Here is a 17,014-nt window from a genome sequence, read left to right on the forward strand (position 1 = left end):
GTGGGGGGGCGGGCGAAAGGTTGGATCGGTCGGGCACGGGCATCGCGATGGCATCATACCGGCCATGGAATTCCCTCATGGCCGGCCCGAGCACACAGCGCAGGCGCTGCTGCACGATCTCTCGCACTTTCCCTGGAAGGTCACGGCACAGACGCTGCGCGAGCGCTTCCGGGAAGACCGGCTGGGGCTTACCGCCAGCAGCCTGACTTTCACCACCATCCTGGCGCTGGTGCCGTTTTTTACCGTGGCGCTGGCGGTGTTCAGCGCCTTTCCGATGTTCAGCCGCGTGCAGGAGGTGCTGCAGCGCTGGCTGCTGCAGAGCCTGGTGCCCAATTCGATCTCGCGCCCGGTGCTGGACTACCTGAACCAGTTTGCCGCCAAGGCCAGCCAACTCGGTCTGGTGGGTTTCAGTGCCCTGATCGTCACCGCACTGGCGCTGATGCTCACCGTGGACCGCACCTTCAACAACATCTGGCGCGTGCGCCGCCTGCGGCCACTGGGCCAGCGGGTGCTGATCTATTGGGCGGCGCTCACCTTTGTACCGCTGCTGCTGGGTGCTAGCTTGGCGCTCACGTCGTATGCCATCTCGGCCTCGCGTGGACTGGTTGAGACGCTGCCCAACGGCGTGTCGCTGCTCATCCATTCACTGCAGTTCATCGTGCTGGCAGGCGGCATGGCGAGTCTCTACCACTCGATACCCAACACACCGGTGCGCTGGCGCCATGCCTGGGCCGGCGGCATTTTCGTCTCGGTGGGCATCGAGCTGGCCAAGAAAGGACTGGCGCTGTACCTGGCGCGCATGCCCACCTACTCAGCGGTGTACGGCACCTTTGCCACGTTGCCGATTTTGCTGATCTGGATCTACATCGCCTGGGTCATCGTGCTGCTGGGCGCGGTGGTGGCGGCCTACCTGCCCAGCCTGATGGCCGGGGTGGCGCGCCGCTCAGGGCACCAGGGCTGGAGCTTCGAGCTGGCCATCGAGCTGCTGCAGCACCTGCACCGCGCGCGCATCGGCCACGGGCGCGGCTTGCGGGCCACGGCGCTGGCGCGGCAGATGCGGGTGGACGCCTTGCAACTGGCGCCGGCGCTCGAAGCCCTGCTGGCGCTGGATTGGGTTGCGCGCATTGAAGAAAACGCAGACCGCCGACGCGATGAACCGCGCCTGGTGCTGCTCGCAGACCCGGCCACCACGCCGCTGGCGCCTCTGGTGCAGCGTCTGCTGCTGGAGCGCGGCCCGCATGTGGAACCTCTGTGGCAGGGCGCGCGGTTGGATCGCCTGCGCCTGGCCGATGTGCTGGACGCGTCGGGCGCTGCACCAGAGGCAGGCGCAGATGCAGCCATGGAAATATGAATGAAATATGGCTACAGCGCTTATATGGTAAGCGTTTGCAGCTATTTATTCGATAGCGCCCTGTAGATGCGCTGCAGCCGCCTGCCCGCTGCGCACCGCGCCTTCGAGCGTGGCCGGATACGGCCCGTCAACGTAGTCGCCGCAGGCCCACAGGCCGGGCGCGATGTACGCGGCCGGGCGTGCCAGGCCAGGCGTACAGGCAAAGGTGGCGCGGCGCTCCACCACGGTTTGCACGCACTGGAGGCCCGGCAGGTTCAGCTCGCGCTCGGCCTGCTCCAGCACCTGTGCCTCGGTTTGCGCGCGTTCGGCGCGGCTCGCGCTGACCACGAAGGCCAGCAGGCCGGCCGGGCCGCCCAGTTGCCCACGGTCGAACACGAACTGCGCGGGTGCTGAGCGCAGCGCCAGCATGGGCCGCGCCAGCACGCTGCCGCTGGCGGGCGCTGCGGCCTGGGCGTACACCGTGGCAATGGATTCAAAGCGCAGCGCTTGCGCGCTCGCCGCCCAATCGCACAGCGCCACGGCATCGGCCAGCGGTGCATCCTGGGCGCATTGGGCCACCAGGCGCGCGGCCTCGGTGCTGGGCGCGGCCAGCAGCACCGCGTCGAAAGGCGAGCCGTCCACGCTCCAGCCGCGCGCCGTTGCCGTGAGCGCCTGTACCCGCGCGCCGGTGCGCACGATGGCGCCGCGCGAGCGCAGCCAGCGCTCGGCCGCGTCGGGCAGCAGCGCGCTCAGGTCCTTGCGGGGCAGCAGCAGGTTGGAACCGCCGGGGCCGCCCAACAGGCTGTCGCGCAGGATGCGCAGGAACACCTGGCCGCTGGCTTCTTCTGCCGGCGTGTTCAGTGCTGCGACGCACAGCGGTTCGATGAATTCGCCCAACAGTCGGGGCGGCAGGCCCTCGCACAGCGCGGCCACAGACACTTCGGGCGCGCAGGCAAAGCGCCGCCGCTGCCAGGTCTGGGCGCGCCCCAGCATCGCCAAGCGCTCGCGCCAGCTCCAGCCGCGGGCCCGCGCAATGCCCAGCAGGGCGTCCCAGGGGGGCGCGATGTCGGGCCACCGCAGGCCGCTGCCGTCGGCAAAACGCAGCGCCAGCGGCAGGCGCACGAAGGCATCGCGCGGGTCAATGCCCACGGTGTCCATCAAGCGCAGGCAATCGGTGTAGGCGCCAATCAGAATGTGCTGGCCGTTGTCGAGGAGCAGCGGGGCGCCATCGGCGCCTGGCAGCGCGACCCTGCGCGCCCGCCCACCCAGGCTGCGCGCGGCCTCCAGCAGCGTCACGTCGTGCCCGGCCTCGGCGGCGGCCACGGCGGCGGCCAGCCCAGCCCAGCCGCCGCCCACCACGGCGATCCGCATGCGCATACCGGCCACGCGGCTACATCCGCCCGAGCGCCTGCATCTTCCAGGCGAGCCAGAACTTGCGCAGCGGCGTGAGCGCCACGCGCTGGTTCAGCACCTGGAAGTTGTCGCGTTCGATTTCAGTCAGCAGCGTGCGGTAGATGCTGGCCATCATCAGGCCGGGTTTTTGCGCGCGCCGGTCTTCGGCAGGCAGCAGGGCAAGGGCTTCGTCGTAGAGGCGGTGAGCGCGTTCGGATTGGAAGCGCATCAGGGCGACAAAACGCTCGGAGGTCTTGCGCTCCAGAATTTCACTGGCTTTCACATCGAACTGCTGCAGCTCGTTGACCGGCAGATAGATGCGCCCGCGCATTGCGTCCTCGCCCACGTCGCGCAGGATGTTGGTCAGTTGCAGGGCCTGGCCCAGCTTGTGTGCATAGTCGGTGGTGGCCGCTTGCGTCTGCCCGAAGATGCGCGCAGCCACCTCGCCGACCACGCCGGCCACCAGGTGGCAGTAGCGCTGCAGGCCGGGGTAGTCGAGGTAACGGTTCTGGTTCAGGTCCATCTCGCAGCCCTCGATCACGGCCAGCAGCGGCGCTGCCTCGATGCCGAACGTTTGCAGGTGCGGCATGAGCGCCTGGGTGACCGGGTGTGTGGCCTTGCCGGCGAAGGTTTGCGTCAGCTCGCTGCGCCACCAGGCGAGCTTGGTGTAAGCAACGTTGGTGTCGGTGACTTCGTCGACAACATCGTCTATTTCGCGGCAAAACGCATAAAAAGCGGTAATGGCCTGGCGCCGCTGCTCGGGCATGAACAGGAAGGCGTAATAGAAGCTGCTGCCCGAAGCCGCGGCTTTTTCTTGTACGTACTGCTGCGGATTCATATGCCTGCGATTCTCCCATGCTGTAGGGTGCCTGCCCGGCAGAAGCATCGTGGGCCGCGGGCGATTCTTGCTTTCAACGCCTTCTGGAGCGCAGGCTCCCAGCGCCTACACTCAGGCAGAACTGCTATGCATCTGAACTCCTTTCTTGTCCTTGGTATCGAGTCGTCCTGCGACGAAACCGGTGTCGCGCTGGTGCGCACGCAGGGTGGCGCGCGCGTGCCCCGCTTGCTGGCGCACGCCCTGCACAGCCAGATCGAGATGCACCAGGCCTACGGCGGCGTGGTGCCCGAACTGGCCAGCCGCGACCATATCCGCCGCGTATTGCCGCTGACCGAAGCGGTGCTGCACGAGAGTGGCTGCACCCTGCCCGAGGTGGACGTGGTGGCTTTCACGCGCGGCCCGGGCCTGGCCGGCGCCTTGCTGGTGGGTGCCGGCGTGGCCTGCGCGCTGGGTTCGGCGCTGGAGGTGCCAGTGCTGGGCGTGCACCACCTGGAAGGGCATTTGCTCTCGCCCTTTCTCAGCGCGGACCCGCCCGAGTTCCCGTTTGTCGCCTTGCTGGTCTCTGGCGGCCACACGCAACTGATGCGCGTCGATGGCGTGGGGCAGTACGCGTTGCTGGGTGAAACCATTGACGATGCCGCTGGCGAAGCCTTTGACAAATCGGCCAAGCTCATGGGCCTGGGCTACCCTGGTGGACCGGCGCTCTCGCTCCTGGCCGAGCAGGGCAGTGCGGTGGCGTTCAAGCTGCCGCGCCCGCTGCTGCACAGCGGCAACCTGGATTTTTCGTTTGCCGGCCTCAAGACGGCCGTGATGACGCAGGCCAAAAAACTGGGCGACGACCTGCCCGCGCGCAAGGCCGATCTGGCCGCCAGCACCGAAGCGGCCATTGTCGAGGTGCTGGTGAAGAAATCGTTGGCGGCGCTGGCGCAAACGGGTTTGCAGCGCCTGGTGGTCGCTGGCGGCGTGGGCGCCAACCGCCACCTGCGCGAGCAGCTCAATGCCGCCTGCGCCGCGCGCCGTGTGCGCGTGCACTACCCGGAACTGCATCTGTGCACCGACAACGGCGCCATGATCGCGCTGGCTGCCGCCATGCGTTTGCAGGCGGGTTGCGAAGCGCCAAACCGCGAGTACGCGTTTGATGTGAAGCCTCGGTGGCCACTCGATTCCTTGGTTCGCGCGCAGCCTGGCACCTGAGCAGCCATCTTTACAAAGACTTTGTCTGGACTTTGCCGCTGTGACAAGGCATGCCCAGACAATGGCGGAGTACCAAAGCGGTGCGTACCTTCCTCCAAAAATCCATGTTTGATTCCTGTTCGACTCACGGTAGGCGCCGCATGGCTCTGGCAGTGGCCGCCAGCGCCGCGCTGTTGTCCGGGTGCGCCGCCCCCACAGGAAGTACCGCCGACACCCCCGCGTGGGCGACGCCTGCAAAGTGGGCGGGTGCGCCAATGGGCGACGCTGCCACGTCGCTTGGGCAGTGGTGGGCGCGCTTTGACGACCCTGTGCTCAGCAGCTTGGTGGGGCAGGCGCTGGCCAGCAACACCACCCTGCGCCAGACCGAGGCAGCGCTGCGCCAGGCGCGGGCCGTGAGCGATGTGCAGGCTGCCGGCCTGCTGCCGTCGGTGGGTGCGTCTGGCTCGGCGCAGCGCAGTCGCACCGCAGGCGCTACAGCCAACCGTTTTGCCGCAGGGTTCGATGCGAGCTGGGAGCCCGACCTGTTTGGTGCGCAGCGCAGCGCCGTGGCGGCAAGTGCGGCCGACGTGGCCGTTGCAAAGGCCAGCCTTGGCGATGCCCAGGTGTCGCTGGCTGCGGAGGTGGCGGCCAACTACATTGCACTGCGCGGCCTGCAGGAGCGCCTGGCCATTGCACGCAGCAACCTCGCCAGCCAGCAGGAAACCCTGCAGATCAGCAACTGGCGCCTGCAGGCCGGGCTGATCACCTCGCTCGATACCGAACAGGCCCGTGCGGCCGCCGAACAGACGGCCGCGCAAGTGCCGGCGCTTGAGAGCAGCCTGGCGCAGACGCGCCATGCGCTTGCCGTGCTGACGGGCCAGCCGCCCGCAGCGCTGGACACGGCGTTGGCAACTGCCGGGGCCGTCCCGCAGGCGCCAGCCGACTTGGTATTGGCGATTCCTGCACAAACCCTGCGCCAGCGCGCCGACGTGCGGGCGGCTGAGGCGCGCATCAGTGCGGCTTTGGCCCGCGTGTCGCAGGCCGATGCGGCCCGCTACCCCAGCCTGCGCATCAGCGGAAATCTGGGCCTGAGTGCCGCGACGCTGGGGGCGCTGACAAGCGGCGCCAGTGTGGCCAACGCACTGCTGGCCAGCATTTCTGTGCCGCTGTTTGACGGCGGCGCCGCGCGTGCCCAGGTTCGGGTGCAGGAAGCTGCACTGGAGCAGGCACGCATGGGCTATGAAGCGACCGTGCTGACGGCGCTGCAGGACGTGGAGGACGCCCTGGTCGCCCTGCAAGGCGACCGCGAGCGCCTGGCGCACCTGCAGGCTGCAGCCGGTGCGGCCGCCAATGCCGACCTTCTGGCGCACCAGCGCTACCAGAGCGGGCTGATCGATTTCCCCACCGTGCTCGATACCCAGCGCACCCTGCTTTCGGCCCAGGACGGCGTTGCCAGTACACAGGTCAGCCTCGCCACCGACCATGTGCGCCTCTACAAGGCGCTGGGCGGCGGCTGGGCACCCGACGGCGATGGCAATGCCACCGTTGAGATCCCCACCAAGAACACGCGCCCATGAAGACTACCCATCCGCCAGCGGCACCGGCCGCCAACACCCCGCCCACCGATCTGCAGTCCTTGCTGGGCGACGACCACCCGCCGCGCTGGTGGCAGCGCTCTTCCTTGTGGATAGGGCTCGCTGCCCTGCTGCTGGCCGCTGGCGGTGTGTATTACTGGCAGGTACAAAACCAGGAAAAATCCGCCCCCGCCTATGTGACGACGCCGATCACCAGGGGCAATATCACCCTCACGGTGTCGGCCAACGGCACGCTGCAGCCGACCCGCTCGGTGAACATCGGCAGTGAACTCTCCGGCACGATCAAGCGGGTGCTGGTGGATGTGAACGACCGGGTCAAGGCAGGGCAGGTGCTGGTGGAACTCGATGCCTCCAAGTTCAGCGACCAGGTGACGCGCTCGCGTGCCGCACTGGCCGCTTCGCAGGCCGCGCAGGCGCAAAGTGTGGCCACGACCCAGGAGGCACGGGCTGCCCTGGTGCGTTTCGAGGAAGTCGCGAAGCTCTCGGGCGGCAAGGTGCCGTCGGCCACTGAACTCGATAGCGCGCGCGCTGCCCTGGACCGTGCCGTGGCCGCAGAAGACAGCGCCCGGGCCAATGTGGTGGTGGCGCGTGCCACGCTGTCGACCGATGAAACCAATCTGTCCAAGGCGTCGATCCGCTCGCCCATCGACGGCGTGGTGCTCAGCCGATCGGTCGAGCCGGGCAATGCCGTGGCGGCTTCCTTGCAGGCTGTGACCTTGTTCTCGGTCGCCGAGAACCTGGCGCAACTTGAGCTTGATGCCAATGTGGATGAGGCCGATGTCGGCGCGGTGGCGGTCGGCCAAAAGGCCAGTTTCACCGTCAGCGCCTACCCGACGCGGCGCTTTCCAGCCACCATCGAACGCGTTGCCTTTGGCTCGACCACCACCAACAATGTGGTGACCTACGTGACGACGCTGAAGGTGGACAACTCCGACCTCGCCCTGCGCCCCGGCATGACGGCGGTCGCCACCATCGTGGCCACCGAGCGCAAGGATGTGCTGCTGGTGCCCAACACCGCGCTGCGCTTTTCGCCCGTGGGGAGTGCGCCCGCCAAGGGCGGCAGTGCGCAGAGCGGCGGCATTCTCTCCAAGATGATGCCGCGCCCCCCCAGGAGCGGTGCCAAGACGGCGCGGCCCGACGGCAACACCCCGGGCACACGCCAGATTTGGCTGCTCAAGGATGGCCAGCCGGAGGCCTTGTCGGTCACCACGGGCATCAGCGACGGTCGCGTGACAGAGGTCAGCGGCGAGGGGCTGGAGCCTGGCCTGCCCGTCATTACCGATCAGCGCAGCAGCGGGGCCGGGGCGTGATGCCAGCCGAGGCCCCGCTGATCCGCCTGCGCGGCATTACCAAGGTGTACGGCACGGGGGGCACCGCGTTCCAGGCGCTCAAGGGGGTGGATCTGGATATTGCGCGCGGCGACTTCGTGGTCATCATGGGCCCGAGCGGTTCGGGCAAGTCCACCGCCATGAACACCTTGGGATGCCTGGATACCCCTACCACGGGCACGTACGAGTTTCAGGGCGTGCAGGTGCAATCGCTCAGCCGCGACGAGCGCGCCCGGCTGCGCCGGCGCTATCTGGGCTTTGTCTTCCAGGGCTTCAATTTGCTGGCACGTACCTCGGCGCTGGAAAACGTCGAGCTGCCCCTGATCTACCGCGGCGAGCCCGCAGCCAAGCGCCATGCGATGGCGGCGCGTGCGCTCGAAGCCGTGGGGCTCAAGGGCTGGGAGCACCACTCGCCGGGCGAACTCTCGGGCGGGCAGCAGCAGCGCGTGGCGATTGCCCGCGCCATCGTCACCGAGCCTGCCGTGCTGCTGGCCGACGAGCCCACCGGCAACTTGGACACCGCGCGCAGCAAGGAAATCATGGGGCTGCTCTGGCACCTTAATGCCGACTTGGGCATCACCGTGATCATGGTGACGCACGAGAGCGACATGGCGGCCTATGCGCGGCGCATCGTGCGCTTTGTCGATGGGGTGGTGGAGAGCGACGAGCGCAATCCGGCGCCGGTAGGGCTGCAGGCGGCTGCACCCGCACCCACGGAGATCGCCCATGTGGCTTAACACCCTGCTGCTGGCGCTGCGTTCGATTCGGCGCAACCTGATGCGCTCCTTCCTGACGGTGCTCGGCATCGTGATCGGCGTCAGCGCCGTCATCACCATGGTCACCGTGGGCAATGGCGCCACGTTGGCGGTGCAGAACCAGATTTCGGGCCTGGGCACCAACCTGCTCCAGGTGCGGCCCGGCCAGCGCATGGGCCCGGGCAGCGGCGGGGCGAGCGCACCGGCATTCAAGGATACCGACGCCGAGGCCATTGCCAGCCAGATCGGTGGTGTGGCGGCAGCGGCGCCCGAATCGCGCGCCAGCGGCACATTGGTGGCCAACGGCCGCAACTGGACCAGCTCGATTACCGGCAGTACCAACGACTGGCTCACCATTGGCAACTGGACGCTGGCCAGTGGCCGCTTGTTTACCGAAGCGGAACTGCGCGCCGGTGCCGCCGTCTGCATGATCGGCAATACCGTGCAGCGTGAGCTTTTTGGCAACGGTGCGGCACTCGGTGCGTCATTGCGCGTGAAGCAGATCAGTTGCGAAGTGGTGGGTGTACTCGCCTCCAAAGGCCAGGGCGCCTTCGGCAACGACCAGGACGACATGGTCTTCATGCCTATCAAGACCTTGCAACGGCGCATCACCGGCAACACCCAGGTCAACACCCTGCTGGTGTCCATGGCCGACGGCAGTGATGCCGAGCGGGTGAAAACGAGCCTGACGCAGTTGCTGCGCGAGCGCCGCAAGCTGGCCGACAGCGATGAGGACAATTTCAATGTGCTCGATACCAAGCAGCTGGCCGACACGCTCTCGGGCACCACCCGCATCATGACCACGCTGCTGGGCGCGGTGGCCGCCGTGAGCCTGTTGGTGGGGGGCATCGGCATCATGAACATCATGCTGGTGAGCGTCACCGAGCGCACCCGTGAAATCGGCCTGCGCCTGGCCATTGGCGCGCTGGAGCGTGAGGTGCTGCTGCAGTTCCTGATCGAGGCCGTGGTGCTGGCAGCGCTGGGGGGGCTGGTCGGCATCGTGCTGGCAGCGCTGGCCTCGGTGGTGCTCTCCGGGGCCATGGGGATTCCTTTCCTGTTCAACCCGGCGGTGAACGTCGCCTCGTTCGTTTTCTCGGCCGCCATCGGTGTGCTGTTTGGTTATTTTCCAGCGCGGCGCGCGGCGCGTATGGACCCGATTGATGCGCTGCGGCATGAGTGAGCGCTAGCGCGAGCAGCGCAGGGACAGCGGGGGTTGGGAGCGAAGCCGCCTTTCGGGCCATCGCTGCGCTTGGCCACGGCGTTGGCAGCGAGAGCGGCGCAGGCATTGGGCGCACAGTGCAACTGTCGGATGACGCTGCAGCGCAGCTTGGCCCCGGCTACGGCTCTAGCAGAGCACGCGGCGCAGGCATTGGGGTCGGATCACGATGCAGCGCAGCGAAACTCGTGCTCAGACCCCAATCCCGGAACAAAGTGCGCGGCCTTATTCACCGCTGCACCCTGGCCGGGCCTCGTGCCGCGAAGAGCACGCACTGGATGAAAATATCGAGAGAAAATGGCCTCTAGCGCTTTATGGGAAAGCGCTAACAGCTATCAATTTTGAATTGAATGAGGTTGAGAATGGCGCTGCGGGAATGTTTGCGTCTTGGGTTTCAATCTTCAGTTTCCACCGCAACGTCGTTGGGCTGTTCACGGCCAGTAACGGCTGCTGGCGAGAGGCCGCTTTCAGATATAGGGTCCGCCAGCCTACCCTGATAATCAAAACTAGTTTAGAAAAATGGACTGAACATGACCGTTGCATCGATCCCCATCCGTCAGTTGCTCCAGCGAGTCTCCGAAGGCGAAGTGCGAATCCCCGCCTTCCAGCGTGAGTTCGTTTGGGAGCCCGACCGCGTTCAGTTCCTAATGGACAGCATCTACAAGCGTTTCCCGATCGGCACGCTGCTGTTTTGGCGCACGCGCGAGAAACTGCAGTCCGACCGCGACCTTGGACCGTATGTCCTGCCCGAGCCCAAGGACCAGTACCCCATCGACTACGTGCTCGATGGTCAGCAGCGGCTCACCTCGATCTTCGGAGTCTTCCAGACCGACCTGAAGCCTTCGGAGCACCCGAAGGTCGACTGGGTTGACATCTACTTCGATATGAAATCGAAGGAAGATGCCCAGGATTCGCAGTTCCTCGCGCTCGAACCCGACGAGGTGGACGAGACTCGCCACTTCCCGCTCAAAGCCTTGTTTGACGTCACCGCGTACGGCGCGCTTGTGCGCAAGCTCGGCGACGCCGAGGCGAAGCTGATCGATGACCTGCAGACGCGCTTCAAGGAAGCCCAGATCCCGGTCGAGACCATCGAGACCAATGATCACTCGAAGATCGCCATCGTGTTCGAGCGGGTGAACCGTGGCGGTGTGCCGCTGGACACCTACCAACTTCTCGCGGCCTGGACCTGGAGCGGCGACTTCGACCTCCGAAGCAAGTTCGACGACTTGGCGGCCGAGCTGGACGACGGGGGCTATGGTGACATCGGCAACGACCCGGATCTTCTGCTCAAGTGCGCGGCTGCAGTGATCTCCAACGAAAGCACTGCACGTTCGGTCGTCGCCCTGAAGGGAAGCGATGTTCGTGATCAGTTCCCCAAGCTGACGATCGGCATCAAGGGCGCGGTAGAGTTCCTGCAGAAGCAGTGCGGTGTGGTCTCGCTCAAGGTGCTGCCGTACAAATCGATGCTGATCCCGTTGGTGCGGTTTTTCGCCACCGAGAACGAAAACGGCTTCCACCCCACCGCCGAACAGCTCAACACTTTGCGGGCTTGGTTCTGGAGCAGCTGCTTCTCGCGCCGGTACTCCAACAGCGTCGACACTGCCCTGGACGCCGACATCAAGGCCGCGATCTACTTGCGCGAGAAAAAGGACGCCAGCCAGTTCAACCTGACGCAGCCAAGGCTCGATCTGTCGTTCTTCTTGGACAACGTGTTCTCGCTGACGGCGGTTAACACCAAGACCTTCGTGCTTCTGCTGGCCAGCAAGGCCCCGCGGTCGTTTCTCTCGGGCGCCAACATCGACCTGAATACGGTGCTGCTGACGTGCAACCGCACTGAGTTTCACCATGTGTTCCCGAAGAACTACTTGGAGAAATCCGGTGTTACCAAGCGCGACGAGCAGTTTCGCCTAGCCAACTTTGCCTTCTTGTCGCAGACGGACAACCGAAAGATCAAGAATCGGCCGCCTGCGGAGTACCAGGATGACATCCCTGGCGGCGCCAAGGATGACATCCTGGGACGCGCCATGATTTCAAAGGGCACCCTGACCGACTCCTACGAGAACTTCTGCAAGGCGCGAGCAGATATGCTCGTGCAGGAAGCGCTGGCGCTCTGCAAACCTTGAGCGCTGGCGCAGGGCAAACGACCGCTTCTCGGCAACGGATCCAGCTCCGCCTACTTCTGCTTTGGGGCGAGAGCACTCACTCAAGATCATCGCTTGCCTGTCGCGAGAAGCCCTTTCAAAGGGCAGGAATTCTTGCCTGGCGGGACTGGCAACCAAGTCGCGCGGGTCGTTCACCACCAGCTAGATCAAACAGGAATCAACGTTGGCCCCACCTATCGCACAGCCATTCGCTTCTGAACACAGGCAAGCGTGCCAATGAGCACGAACAGCGTCGCGCCCAAAATTCCGGGCGTAATTCCCGGCACCCGCCCCTGAAACAAGCATCCTGCCAAAAATGCGACCAAGACCCCGGTAAACACCTCGGACGCCAGAGGTCGAGAAGATCAAGTAAAAATGGCCTCCAGCGCAATCAGGACAAGTGCTAGCAGCTATCAAAGTTGAATAAAAATGGGTGGCTCGGGCCACCCATTTTTGGTTGAGTAGGAAGCGGCTTAGCCGATGGTGAGCTGGGTGGCCCGGCTCTCGGGCTGCAGCTTGGTCAGCACCAGGGTCAGGACGCCGTTTTCCAGTTTGGCGCTGCTGGCAGGGGCATCGATTTCGGTGGGCAGTTCCCAACTGCGCTGCACCTGGCGCGGGGCGCCCTCCACGCTGCGCAGGTGTACCTGGGCGCCGTCAATGGTGATGCTGAGCTGTTCGCGCGAGAGGCCCGGCACGTCGAGTTGTACGGTCACGGCCTTGTCGTCCTGCTGGACCTGAACGGGCATTTCGGCAGGGCTGCCCTGGGCGGCGGCAAGCAAGAAACGTTGCAGTGCAGCATCGCTGGCGCGCGGAGCGGAGACGAAGCGGGCGTGGCGCAAAGTGGGGGCGAAAATCATAGGGTTTACTCCATTTACACTGCGCGGCTCCCGGTGTGTTCGCCGCATACCGAAGGAGATACGCACAGTCTCGGCGAATTCAAGAAGGATTCCTGGATGAATAAATTTCGCAGCGCGCGCTTGAAATTGGGCGCTTTGGCCCTTGGCTTGGCGTCTCTGTTGGGCCTCGGTGGTGGCATGGCCCACGCCCAGGATGCCCCGGTGAGGACCGCCAGCACGGCCACGGTGCCCATCAAACTGGCGCTGATAGAAAGTCTCTCGGGGCCGTTTGCCAACACGGGTGAGGCGGTGTTTCGCAACCTGCTGTGGGCGACCGAGCGGGTGAATGCCCGTGGTGGCGTGGCGCTGCCAGCCGCTGCCGGCGGCGCACGGCCGCTGCAGATCACCCGCTACGACAGCAAGGGCCAGAACGAAGAGGCGCTGTCGGCCCTGCGTGCGGCCATCGACGATGGTGCGCGTGTGGTGATGCAGGGCAATTCGTCTGCTACGGCGGCGGCGTTGATCGACGCCATCAACAAGCACAATGAGCGCGAGCCGGGCAAACGCGTGCTGTTTCTGAACTATGCGGCGGTGGACCCCATCCTGACCAACGAGAAGTGCAGCTTCTGGCATTTCCGCTTCGACGCCCATGCCGACATGCGCATGGCGGCGCTGATGGAGGTATTGCGTGGCGACAAGGCGCTCAAGAGCGTCTACCTGATCGGCCAGGACTACAGCTTTGGCCAGGCCGTGCTGCGGGAGGCCCGCCGCCAACTTGCGCTGCAGCGGCCGGACGTGGCAATCGTGGGCGACGAGCTGCACCCCGTGGGCCGCGTGAAGGACTTTGCCCCTTATGCGGTCAAGATCAAGAACAGCGGCGCGCAGGCCGTCATTACCGGCAACTGGGGCAATGACCTGACCCTGCTGGTCAAGGCGGCGCGCGAAGTGGGCTACGCAGGCAGCTTCTACACCTTCTACGGCAACGCACTGGGCGCCCCAGCCGCCATTGGCGATGCGGGTATCGGCAAAGTGGTGGCCGTGGCCGACTGGATGCCCAATGTGCCGGACGCGCAGAGCGCAGCGTTCTACAAAACCTTCCGTGAGCGCTTTCCCAAGCCCCAGGACGACTATGTGCACATGCGCATGCAACTGATGATCGAGGCGCTGACCAAGGCCATGGAGGGCGCGGGCAGCGTGGATGCCGTCGCCGTGGCCAAGCGGCTCGAGAACGTGAAGGTCAGCCTGGCGGGCCGCAGCGGCAGCATACGCGCAGCCGACCACCAGTTCCAGCAGCCGCTGGTGGTGGGCGTGATGGATAAGCAGGGCACACCCGGCGTGCCGTTCGATGTCGAAGGTTCGGGCTATGGGTTCCGGGTGGTGCGCGATATTCCTGCTGCGCAGGCCGAGCAACCCACGAGTTGCAAGATGCAGCGGTTTTAAGGGTATATTTTTACCCGGATATATTGCGGTTTAAATATTGTCCGGGTAAAATTAAGGCATGACGCCCTCACTGCCTACCCAACCCCCCGTGCCAACGGCCCTGCGCGACAACGCAGGCCATACCGCTTCGACAGCGCGCCGTGCGCTGGTGCGCCAGTACAAGGAGTCGCGCCTGCCCGCGGGCGTCTTCACTCTCACCAACCAGTCCAATGGGCGGGTCTATGTGGGTGGCAGCCTTAACCTCGACGGGGCGATGAACCGCATGCGCTTCGAGCTGAACCTGCGCTCCCACCGCAACAAGCCTTTGCAGCAGGATTGGATTGCGCACGGGGCGGACTGCTTCAGCTTTGCCGTGGTGGACCGCATCAAGGAGCGGGATGATCCGCTGTTCGACTACCGGGCCGAACTCGACGGCATGCTGGAACTGTGGCGGGAAGAAATTCCCTGCCATGGTGATAGCGGCTACAACGGAGTAGCGCCATGACGATGCCGGCTCCTGACGCACTGGGGTTCTGTCTGTTGCTCAGCCGTGCCTGTGCGCGCCTTGAGCTGTCGATGGCGGACAAGCTGGGCGACTTTCATGGATTGGATTTCGCTGATTTCAGCCTGCTGCATCGGCTGGCGAGCACGCCGGATGGTCGCGTCGCCATGGTGGATCTTGCGCAGGCGCTTGGCATGAGGCTGTCGTCGCTGACGCGGAAACTGGTGCAGTTGGAGAAAGTGGGCCTGGCGCAGCGAGACAGCGGTTTGAGCGGAGACGGCAGTCGCTGCGCAAGTCTGCGGCCCGTCGGAAAACGTCTGGTGCAGGAGGCAGAAGTCACGGTCCGTGCCATGTGCGCGCAAGCGCTGGGGCCGGTCACGCTCGCCCATTTGCCTGAGATGGCGCTTGCGCTGGCGGCCCTGTGCCAGGACAAAGCCCGGGAATGCGCCGACTGTTGATACGCAGGCGACACGCATAGCGCAAGCCCATTTGTACGTTAACGAGAATCCTGCTTCATGACCTCATCTTCCCATCCTGCTGCTTCGAGAACCCTGACCGCTTTTGCTGGCTTTGAACGCCTCGCCAGAGGCGGCCGACAAGAGGTGTTCGCCCAGTTGCGGCAATACACAGGTGGTGCGCCTCTTCTGATTTTTGACGACACCAGCGGCGCTTTGGTAGACCTTGATCTGCGCGAGCCGGCTCCGGAACCGACGGCTGCCGAGGCGCCGCGCAGCGTCGGCCGCCCCAAGCTGGGCGTGGTGGCGCGCGAGGTCACGCTTTTGCCGCGCCACTGGGACTGGCTCGGCCGCCAGCCCGGCGGCGCCTCGGTGGCGCTTCGCCGTCTGGTGGAAGAGGCGCGGCGCATTCACCACGGGCGCGACAGCGTGCGCGAGGCGCGCGAGGCGGCCTACCGTTTCATGACCGCCATGGCGGGCTCACTGGAAGGTTTCGAGGAGGCTGCGCGTGCGCTGTTTGCAGGCGATCGGCCGCGCTTTGCGGCGCTGGTGGCGGCCTGGCCGTCTGACGTTTCTGAGTATCTGCAAGGCCTGGCCGCTGTTTCCTGGAGCAATGAGAATGACCCCACCTGACCGGGCCGCTTTGGCCATGCCGGCTACGCAAGCGGCGCCGCAAACTGCACCGCGCCCGCTGTGGCGCGTGTTTGCCGTTTTCCTTGCGCCCATGCTGGCCAGCAATATCTTGCAGTCGCTCTCAGGCACGCTCAACAACATCTACCTGGGACAGATGCTGGGCGTCAAAGCCCTTGCGGCGGTTTCGGGCTTTTTCCCGGTGATGTTTTTCTTCATCGCCTTCATGATTGGCTTGGGTGCGGGCGCCTCGGTGTTGATCGGCCAGGCCTGGGGCGCGGGCAAGGTCGAGCGGGTGCGCGCAGTGGCCGGCACGACGCTGACGGTGGGCGTGGTGTTTGGCTTGGTGGTGGCGGTGCTGGGTGGGAGCTTCACGGGCGCCATGTTGCGCGCGCTGGGCACCCCGGCCGACATCCTGCAAGACGCCACGCAGTACGCCCGCATCATCTTGATCGCCATGCCCGGCCTGTTCGTCTTCCTGCTCGCCACCGCCATGCTGCGCGGTGTGGGCGACACGGTGACACCGCTCTACACCCTGCTCATATCGGCCGGGATCGGCCTGGTGCTGACGCCTGCGCTGATTCGCGGCTGGGCAGGTTTGCCGCAGTTGGGCGTCGCCAGCGGCGCTGCGGCCACGGTGGTGTCGTTTGTCGTGGCTACCACCTGGTTGGGCTGGCGGCTGATGCGCCTGCACAGCCCGCTTGCGCCGGGCCATGCGCTGGCGGCGCATTTGCGCATCGACTGGGGCTTGCTGCGCGCAGTGCTGCGGGTGGGCGTGCCCACCGGCGTGCAGATGATCGTCGTGTCGCTCGCCGAAATTGCTCTGCTGGGCCTGGTGAACGGTTACGGCTCGCAGGCTACTGCTGCCTATGGGGCGGTGAACCAGGTGGTGGCCTATGTGCAGTTCCCGGCCATCTCGATTGCCATCACCACGTCCATCCTGGGCGCGCAGGCCATTGGTGCCGGGCGCTTGCACACGCTGGGCGCTATCGTGCGCACGGCGCTGTGGATGAATGTGGTGCTGACGGGAGCGCTGGTGCTGCTCGGCTACCTGTTTTCGCGCGTGCTGATGGGCTTTTTCATCACCGACCCAGACGTAATCGAGGTGGCGCAGGAACTGCTGCACATCATGCTGTGGAGCACGGTGATTTTTGGCATGGCCTCGGCGCTGTCGGGAATGATGCGTGCCAGCGGCTCTGTGCTGGTGCCCACCGGCATTGCCATTGCGTGCATTGCCGTGGTCGAGTTGCCCGCTGCGTGGTTTTTCAGTCAGCATTTTGGGCTGCGCGGTGTGTGGATGGGCTACCCGGTGGCCTTTATTGCCATGTTGCTGCTGCAGGCCACCTACTACCGCAAGATCTGGCGCCACCAGCCGATTCGCAAATTGGTGTGAGCAAGCAGGCC

General features: G+C 65.4%; 15 protein-coding genes. 12 read left to right on the top strand and 3 right to left on the bottom strand.

The genetic code is table 11. From position 1 onward, the window contains the following. Positions 1-64 precede the first annotated feature (64 nt). The gene (locus tag AC07ZH_RS17095) at positions 65-1,351 is read left to right on the top strand and encodes a YihY family inner membrane protein (protein WP_495200678.1); all 1,287 of its coding nucleotides are present in this window, start codon (positions 65-67) and stop codon (positions 1,349-1,351) included. Positions 1,352-1,396: 45 nt separating this feature from the next. Here AC07ZH_RS17095 and hpnE read toward each other — a convergent pair whose 3' ends face one another. Together hpnE and hpnD are read right to left on the bottom strand one after the other, a co-directional pair. Further along, positions 1,397-2,701, bottom strand: a complete 1,305-nt coding sequence (hpnE, locus tag AC07ZH_RS17100) for a hydroxysqualene dehydroxylase HpnE (RefSeq protein WP_495200716.1) — start codon at positions 2,699-2,701, stop codon at positions 1,397-1,399. Between the two features lie 19 nt (positions 2,702-2,720). Then, positions 2,721-3,560, bottom strand: coding sequence for a presqualene diphosphate synthase HpnD (gene hpnD / locus AC07ZH_RS17105; RefSeq protein WP_495200679.1), 840 nt, complete (start codon positions 3,558-3,560; stop codon positions 2,721-2,723). 126 nt (positions 3,561-3,686) lie between these two features. Here hpnD and tsaD point away from each other — a divergent pair, with 126 nt between their 5' ends. From tsaD to AC07ZH_RS17135, 6 genes are all read left to right on the top strand, one after another. Further along, positions 3,687-4,754 carry a tRNA (adenosine(37)-N6)-threonylcarbamoyltransferase complex transferase subunit TsaD gene (gene tsaD, locus AC07ZH_RS17110; protein WP_495200680.1) on the top strand — a complete coding sequence of 356 codons (1,068 nt, stop codon included), beginning with the start codon at positions 3,687-3,689 and terminating at the stop codon, positions 4,752-4,754. A gap of 140 nt (positions 4,755-4,894) precedes the next feature. After that, positions 4,895-6,310 carry an efflux transporter outer membrane subunit gene (locus AC07ZH_RS17115; RefSeq protein WP_495200681.1) on the top strand — a complete coding sequence of 472 codons (1,416 nt, stop codon included), beginning with the start codon at positions 4,895-4,897 and terminating at the stop codon, positions 6,308-6,310. Beyond that, positions 6,307-7,638, top strand: coding sequence for an efflux RND transporter periplasmic adaptor subunit (locus AC07ZH_RS17120; protein ID WP_495200682.1), 1,332 nt, complete (start codon positions 6,307-6,309; stop codon positions 7,636-7,638). Before AC07ZH_RS17115 ends, AC07ZH_RS17120 begins: the two co-directional genes overlap by 4 nt. Beyond that, positions 7,638-8,393, top strand: coding sequence for an ABC transporter ATP-binding protein (locus AC07ZH_RS17125; protein ID WP_495200683.1), 756 nt, complete (start codon positions 7,638-7,640; stop codon positions 8,391-8,393). Before AC07ZH_RS17120 ends, AC07ZH_RS17125 begins: the two co-directional genes overlap by 1 nt. Beyond that, complete coding sequence (locus AC07ZH_RS17130) at positions 8,383-9,591, top strand: ABC transporter permease (RefSeq protein ID WP_495200684.1); 1,209 nt, start codon at positions 8,383-8,385, stop codon at positions 9,589-9,591. The genes AC07ZH_RS17125 and AC07ZH_RS17130 overlap by 11 nt, the downstream gene beginning before the upstream one ends. Before the next feature lie 566 nt (positions 9,592-10,157). Continuing rightward, positions 10,158-11,750 (top strand): GmrSD restriction endonuclease domain-containing protein, encoded by a 1,593-nt coding sequence (locus AC07ZH_RS17135; RefSeq protein WP_495200685.1) that lies wholly within the window; start codon positions 10,158-10,160, stop codon positions 11,748-11,750. A gap of 491 nt (positions 11,751-12,241) precedes the next feature. On the opposite strand, the gene AC07ZH_RS17140 is transcribed toward AC07ZH_RS17135, so the two are convergent. Continuing rightward, positions 12,242-12,625: an Hsp20/alpha crystallin family protein gene (locus AC07ZH_RS17140; protein ID WP_495200686.1), complete on the bottom strand. Its 384-nt coding sequence runs from the start codon at positions 12,623-12,625 to the stop codon at positions 12,242-12,244. A gap of 177 nt (positions 12,626-12,802) precedes the next feature. On the opposite strand from AC07ZH_RS17140, the gene AC07ZH_RS17145 reads away from it, so the two are divergent. The 5 genes from AC07ZH_RS17145 to AC07ZH_RS17165 are packed head-to-tail and all read left to right on the top strand — an operon-like array spanning position 12,803 to position 17,003. Continuing rightward, positions 12,803-14,044, top strand: a complete 1,242-nt coding sequence (locus AC07ZH_RS17145; RefSeq protein ID WP_495200717.1) for a branched-chain amino acid ABC transporter substrate-binding protein — start codon at positions 12,803-12,805, stop codon at positions 14,042-14,044. Positions 14,045-14,102: 58 nt separating this feature from the next. Beyond that, positions 14,103-14,528 carry a GIY-YIG nuclease family protein gene (locus AC07ZH_RS17150; RefSeq protein ID WP_495200687.1) on the top strand — a complete coding sequence of 142 codons (426 nt, stop codon included), beginning with the start codon at positions 14,103-14,105 and terminating at the stop codon, positions 14,526-14,528. Next, a complete protein-coding gene (locus AC07ZH_RS17155) occupies positions 14,525-14,983 on the top strand; it encodes a MarR family winged helix-turn-helix transcriptional regulator (protein ID WP_495200688.1) in 459 nt (152 codons plus the stop codon). The genes AC07ZH_RS17150 and AC07ZH_RS17155 overlap by 4 nt, the downstream gene beginning before the upstream one ends. A gap of 57 nt (positions 14,984-15,040) precedes the next feature. After that, positions 15,041-15,613: a DUF2239 family protein gene (locus AC07ZH_RS17160; protein WP_495200689.1), complete on the top strand. Its 573-nt coding sequence runs from the start codon at positions 15,041-15,043 to the stop codon at positions 15,611-15,613. After that, complete coding sequence (locus AC07ZH_RS17165; RefSeq protein WP_495200690.1) at positions 15,600-17,003, top strand: MATE family efflux transporter; 1,404 nt, start codon at positions 15,600-15,602, stop codon at positions 17,001-17,003. The genes AC07ZH_RS17160 and AC07ZH_RS17165 overlap by 14 nt, the downstream gene beginning before the upstream one ends. Positions 17,004-17,014: the final 11 nt, after the last annotated feature.

It is taken from the genome of Simplicispira sp. GW247-4R2A (assembly GCF_059424465.1).

What these genes read in the sequence shown, in the direction of transcription:
- AC07ZH_RS17095 (WP_495200678.1), top strand. Translation starts at nt 65, where the DNA reads ATGGAATTCCCTCATGGCCGGCCCGAGCACACAGCGCAGGCGCTGCTG.
- hpnE (WP_495200716.1), bottom strand. Translation starts at nt 2,701, where the DNA reads ATGCGGATCGCCGTGGTGGGCGGCGGCTGGGCTGGGCTGGCCGCCGCC.
- hpnD (WP_495200679.1), bottom strand. Translation starts at nt 3,560, where the DNA reads ATGAATCCGCAGCAGTACGTACAAGAAAAAGCCGCGGCTTCGGGCAGC.
- tsaD (WP_495200680.1), top strand. Translation starts at nt 3,687, where the DNA reads ATGCATCTGAACTCCTTTCTTGTCCTTGGTATCGAGTCGTCCTGCGAC.
- AC07ZH_RS17115 (WP_495200681.1), top strand. Translation starts at nt 4,895, where the DNA reads ATGGCTCTGGCAGTGGCCGCCAGCGCCGCGCTGTTGTCCGGGTGCGCC.
- AC07ZH_RS17120 (WP_495200682.1), top strand. Translation starts at nt 6,307, where the DNA reads ATGAAGACTACCCATCCGCCAGCGGCACCGGCCGCCAACACCCCGCCC.
- AC07ZH_RS17125 (WP_495200683.1), top strand. Translation starts at nt 7,638, where the DNA reads ATGCCAGCCGAGGCCCCGCTGATCCGCCTGCGCGGCATTACCAAGGTG.
- AC07ZH_RS17130 (WP_495200684.1), top strand. Translation starts at nt 8,383, where the DNA reads ATGTGGCTTAACACCCTGCTGCTGGCGCTGCGTTCGATTCGGCGCAAC.
- AC07ZH_RS17135 (WP_495200685.1), top strand. Translation starts at nt 10,158, where the DNA reads ATGACCGTTGCATCGATCCCCATCCGTCAGTTGCTCCAGCGAGTCTCC.
- AC07ZH_RS17140 (WP_495200686.1), bottom strand. Translation starts at nt 12,625, where the DNA reads ATGATTTTCGCCCCCACTTTGCGCCACGCCCGCTTCGTCTCCGCTCCG.
- AC07ZH_RS17145 (WP_495200717.1), top strand. Translation starts at nt 12,803, where the DNA reads ATGGCCCACGCCCAGGATGCCCCGGTGAGGACCGCCAGCACGGCCACG.
- AC07ZH_RS17150 (WP_495200687.1), top strand. Translation starts at nt 14,103, where the DNA reads ATGACGCCCTCACTGCCTACCCAACCCCCCGTGCCAACGGCCCTGCGC.
- AC07ZH_RS17155 (WP_495200688.1), top strand. Translation starts at nt 14,525, where the DNA reads ATGACGATGCCGGCTCCTGACGCACTGGGGTTCTGTCTGTTGCTCAGC.
- AC07ZH_RS17160 (WP_495200689.1), top strand. Translation starts at nt 15,041, where the DNA reads ATGACCTCATCTTCCCATCCTGCTGCTTCGAGAACCCTGACCGCTTTT.
- AC07ZH_RS17165 (WP_495200690.1), top strand. Translation starts at nt 15,600, where the DNA reads ATGACCCCACCTGACCGGGCCGCTTTGGCCATGCCGGCTACGCAAGCG.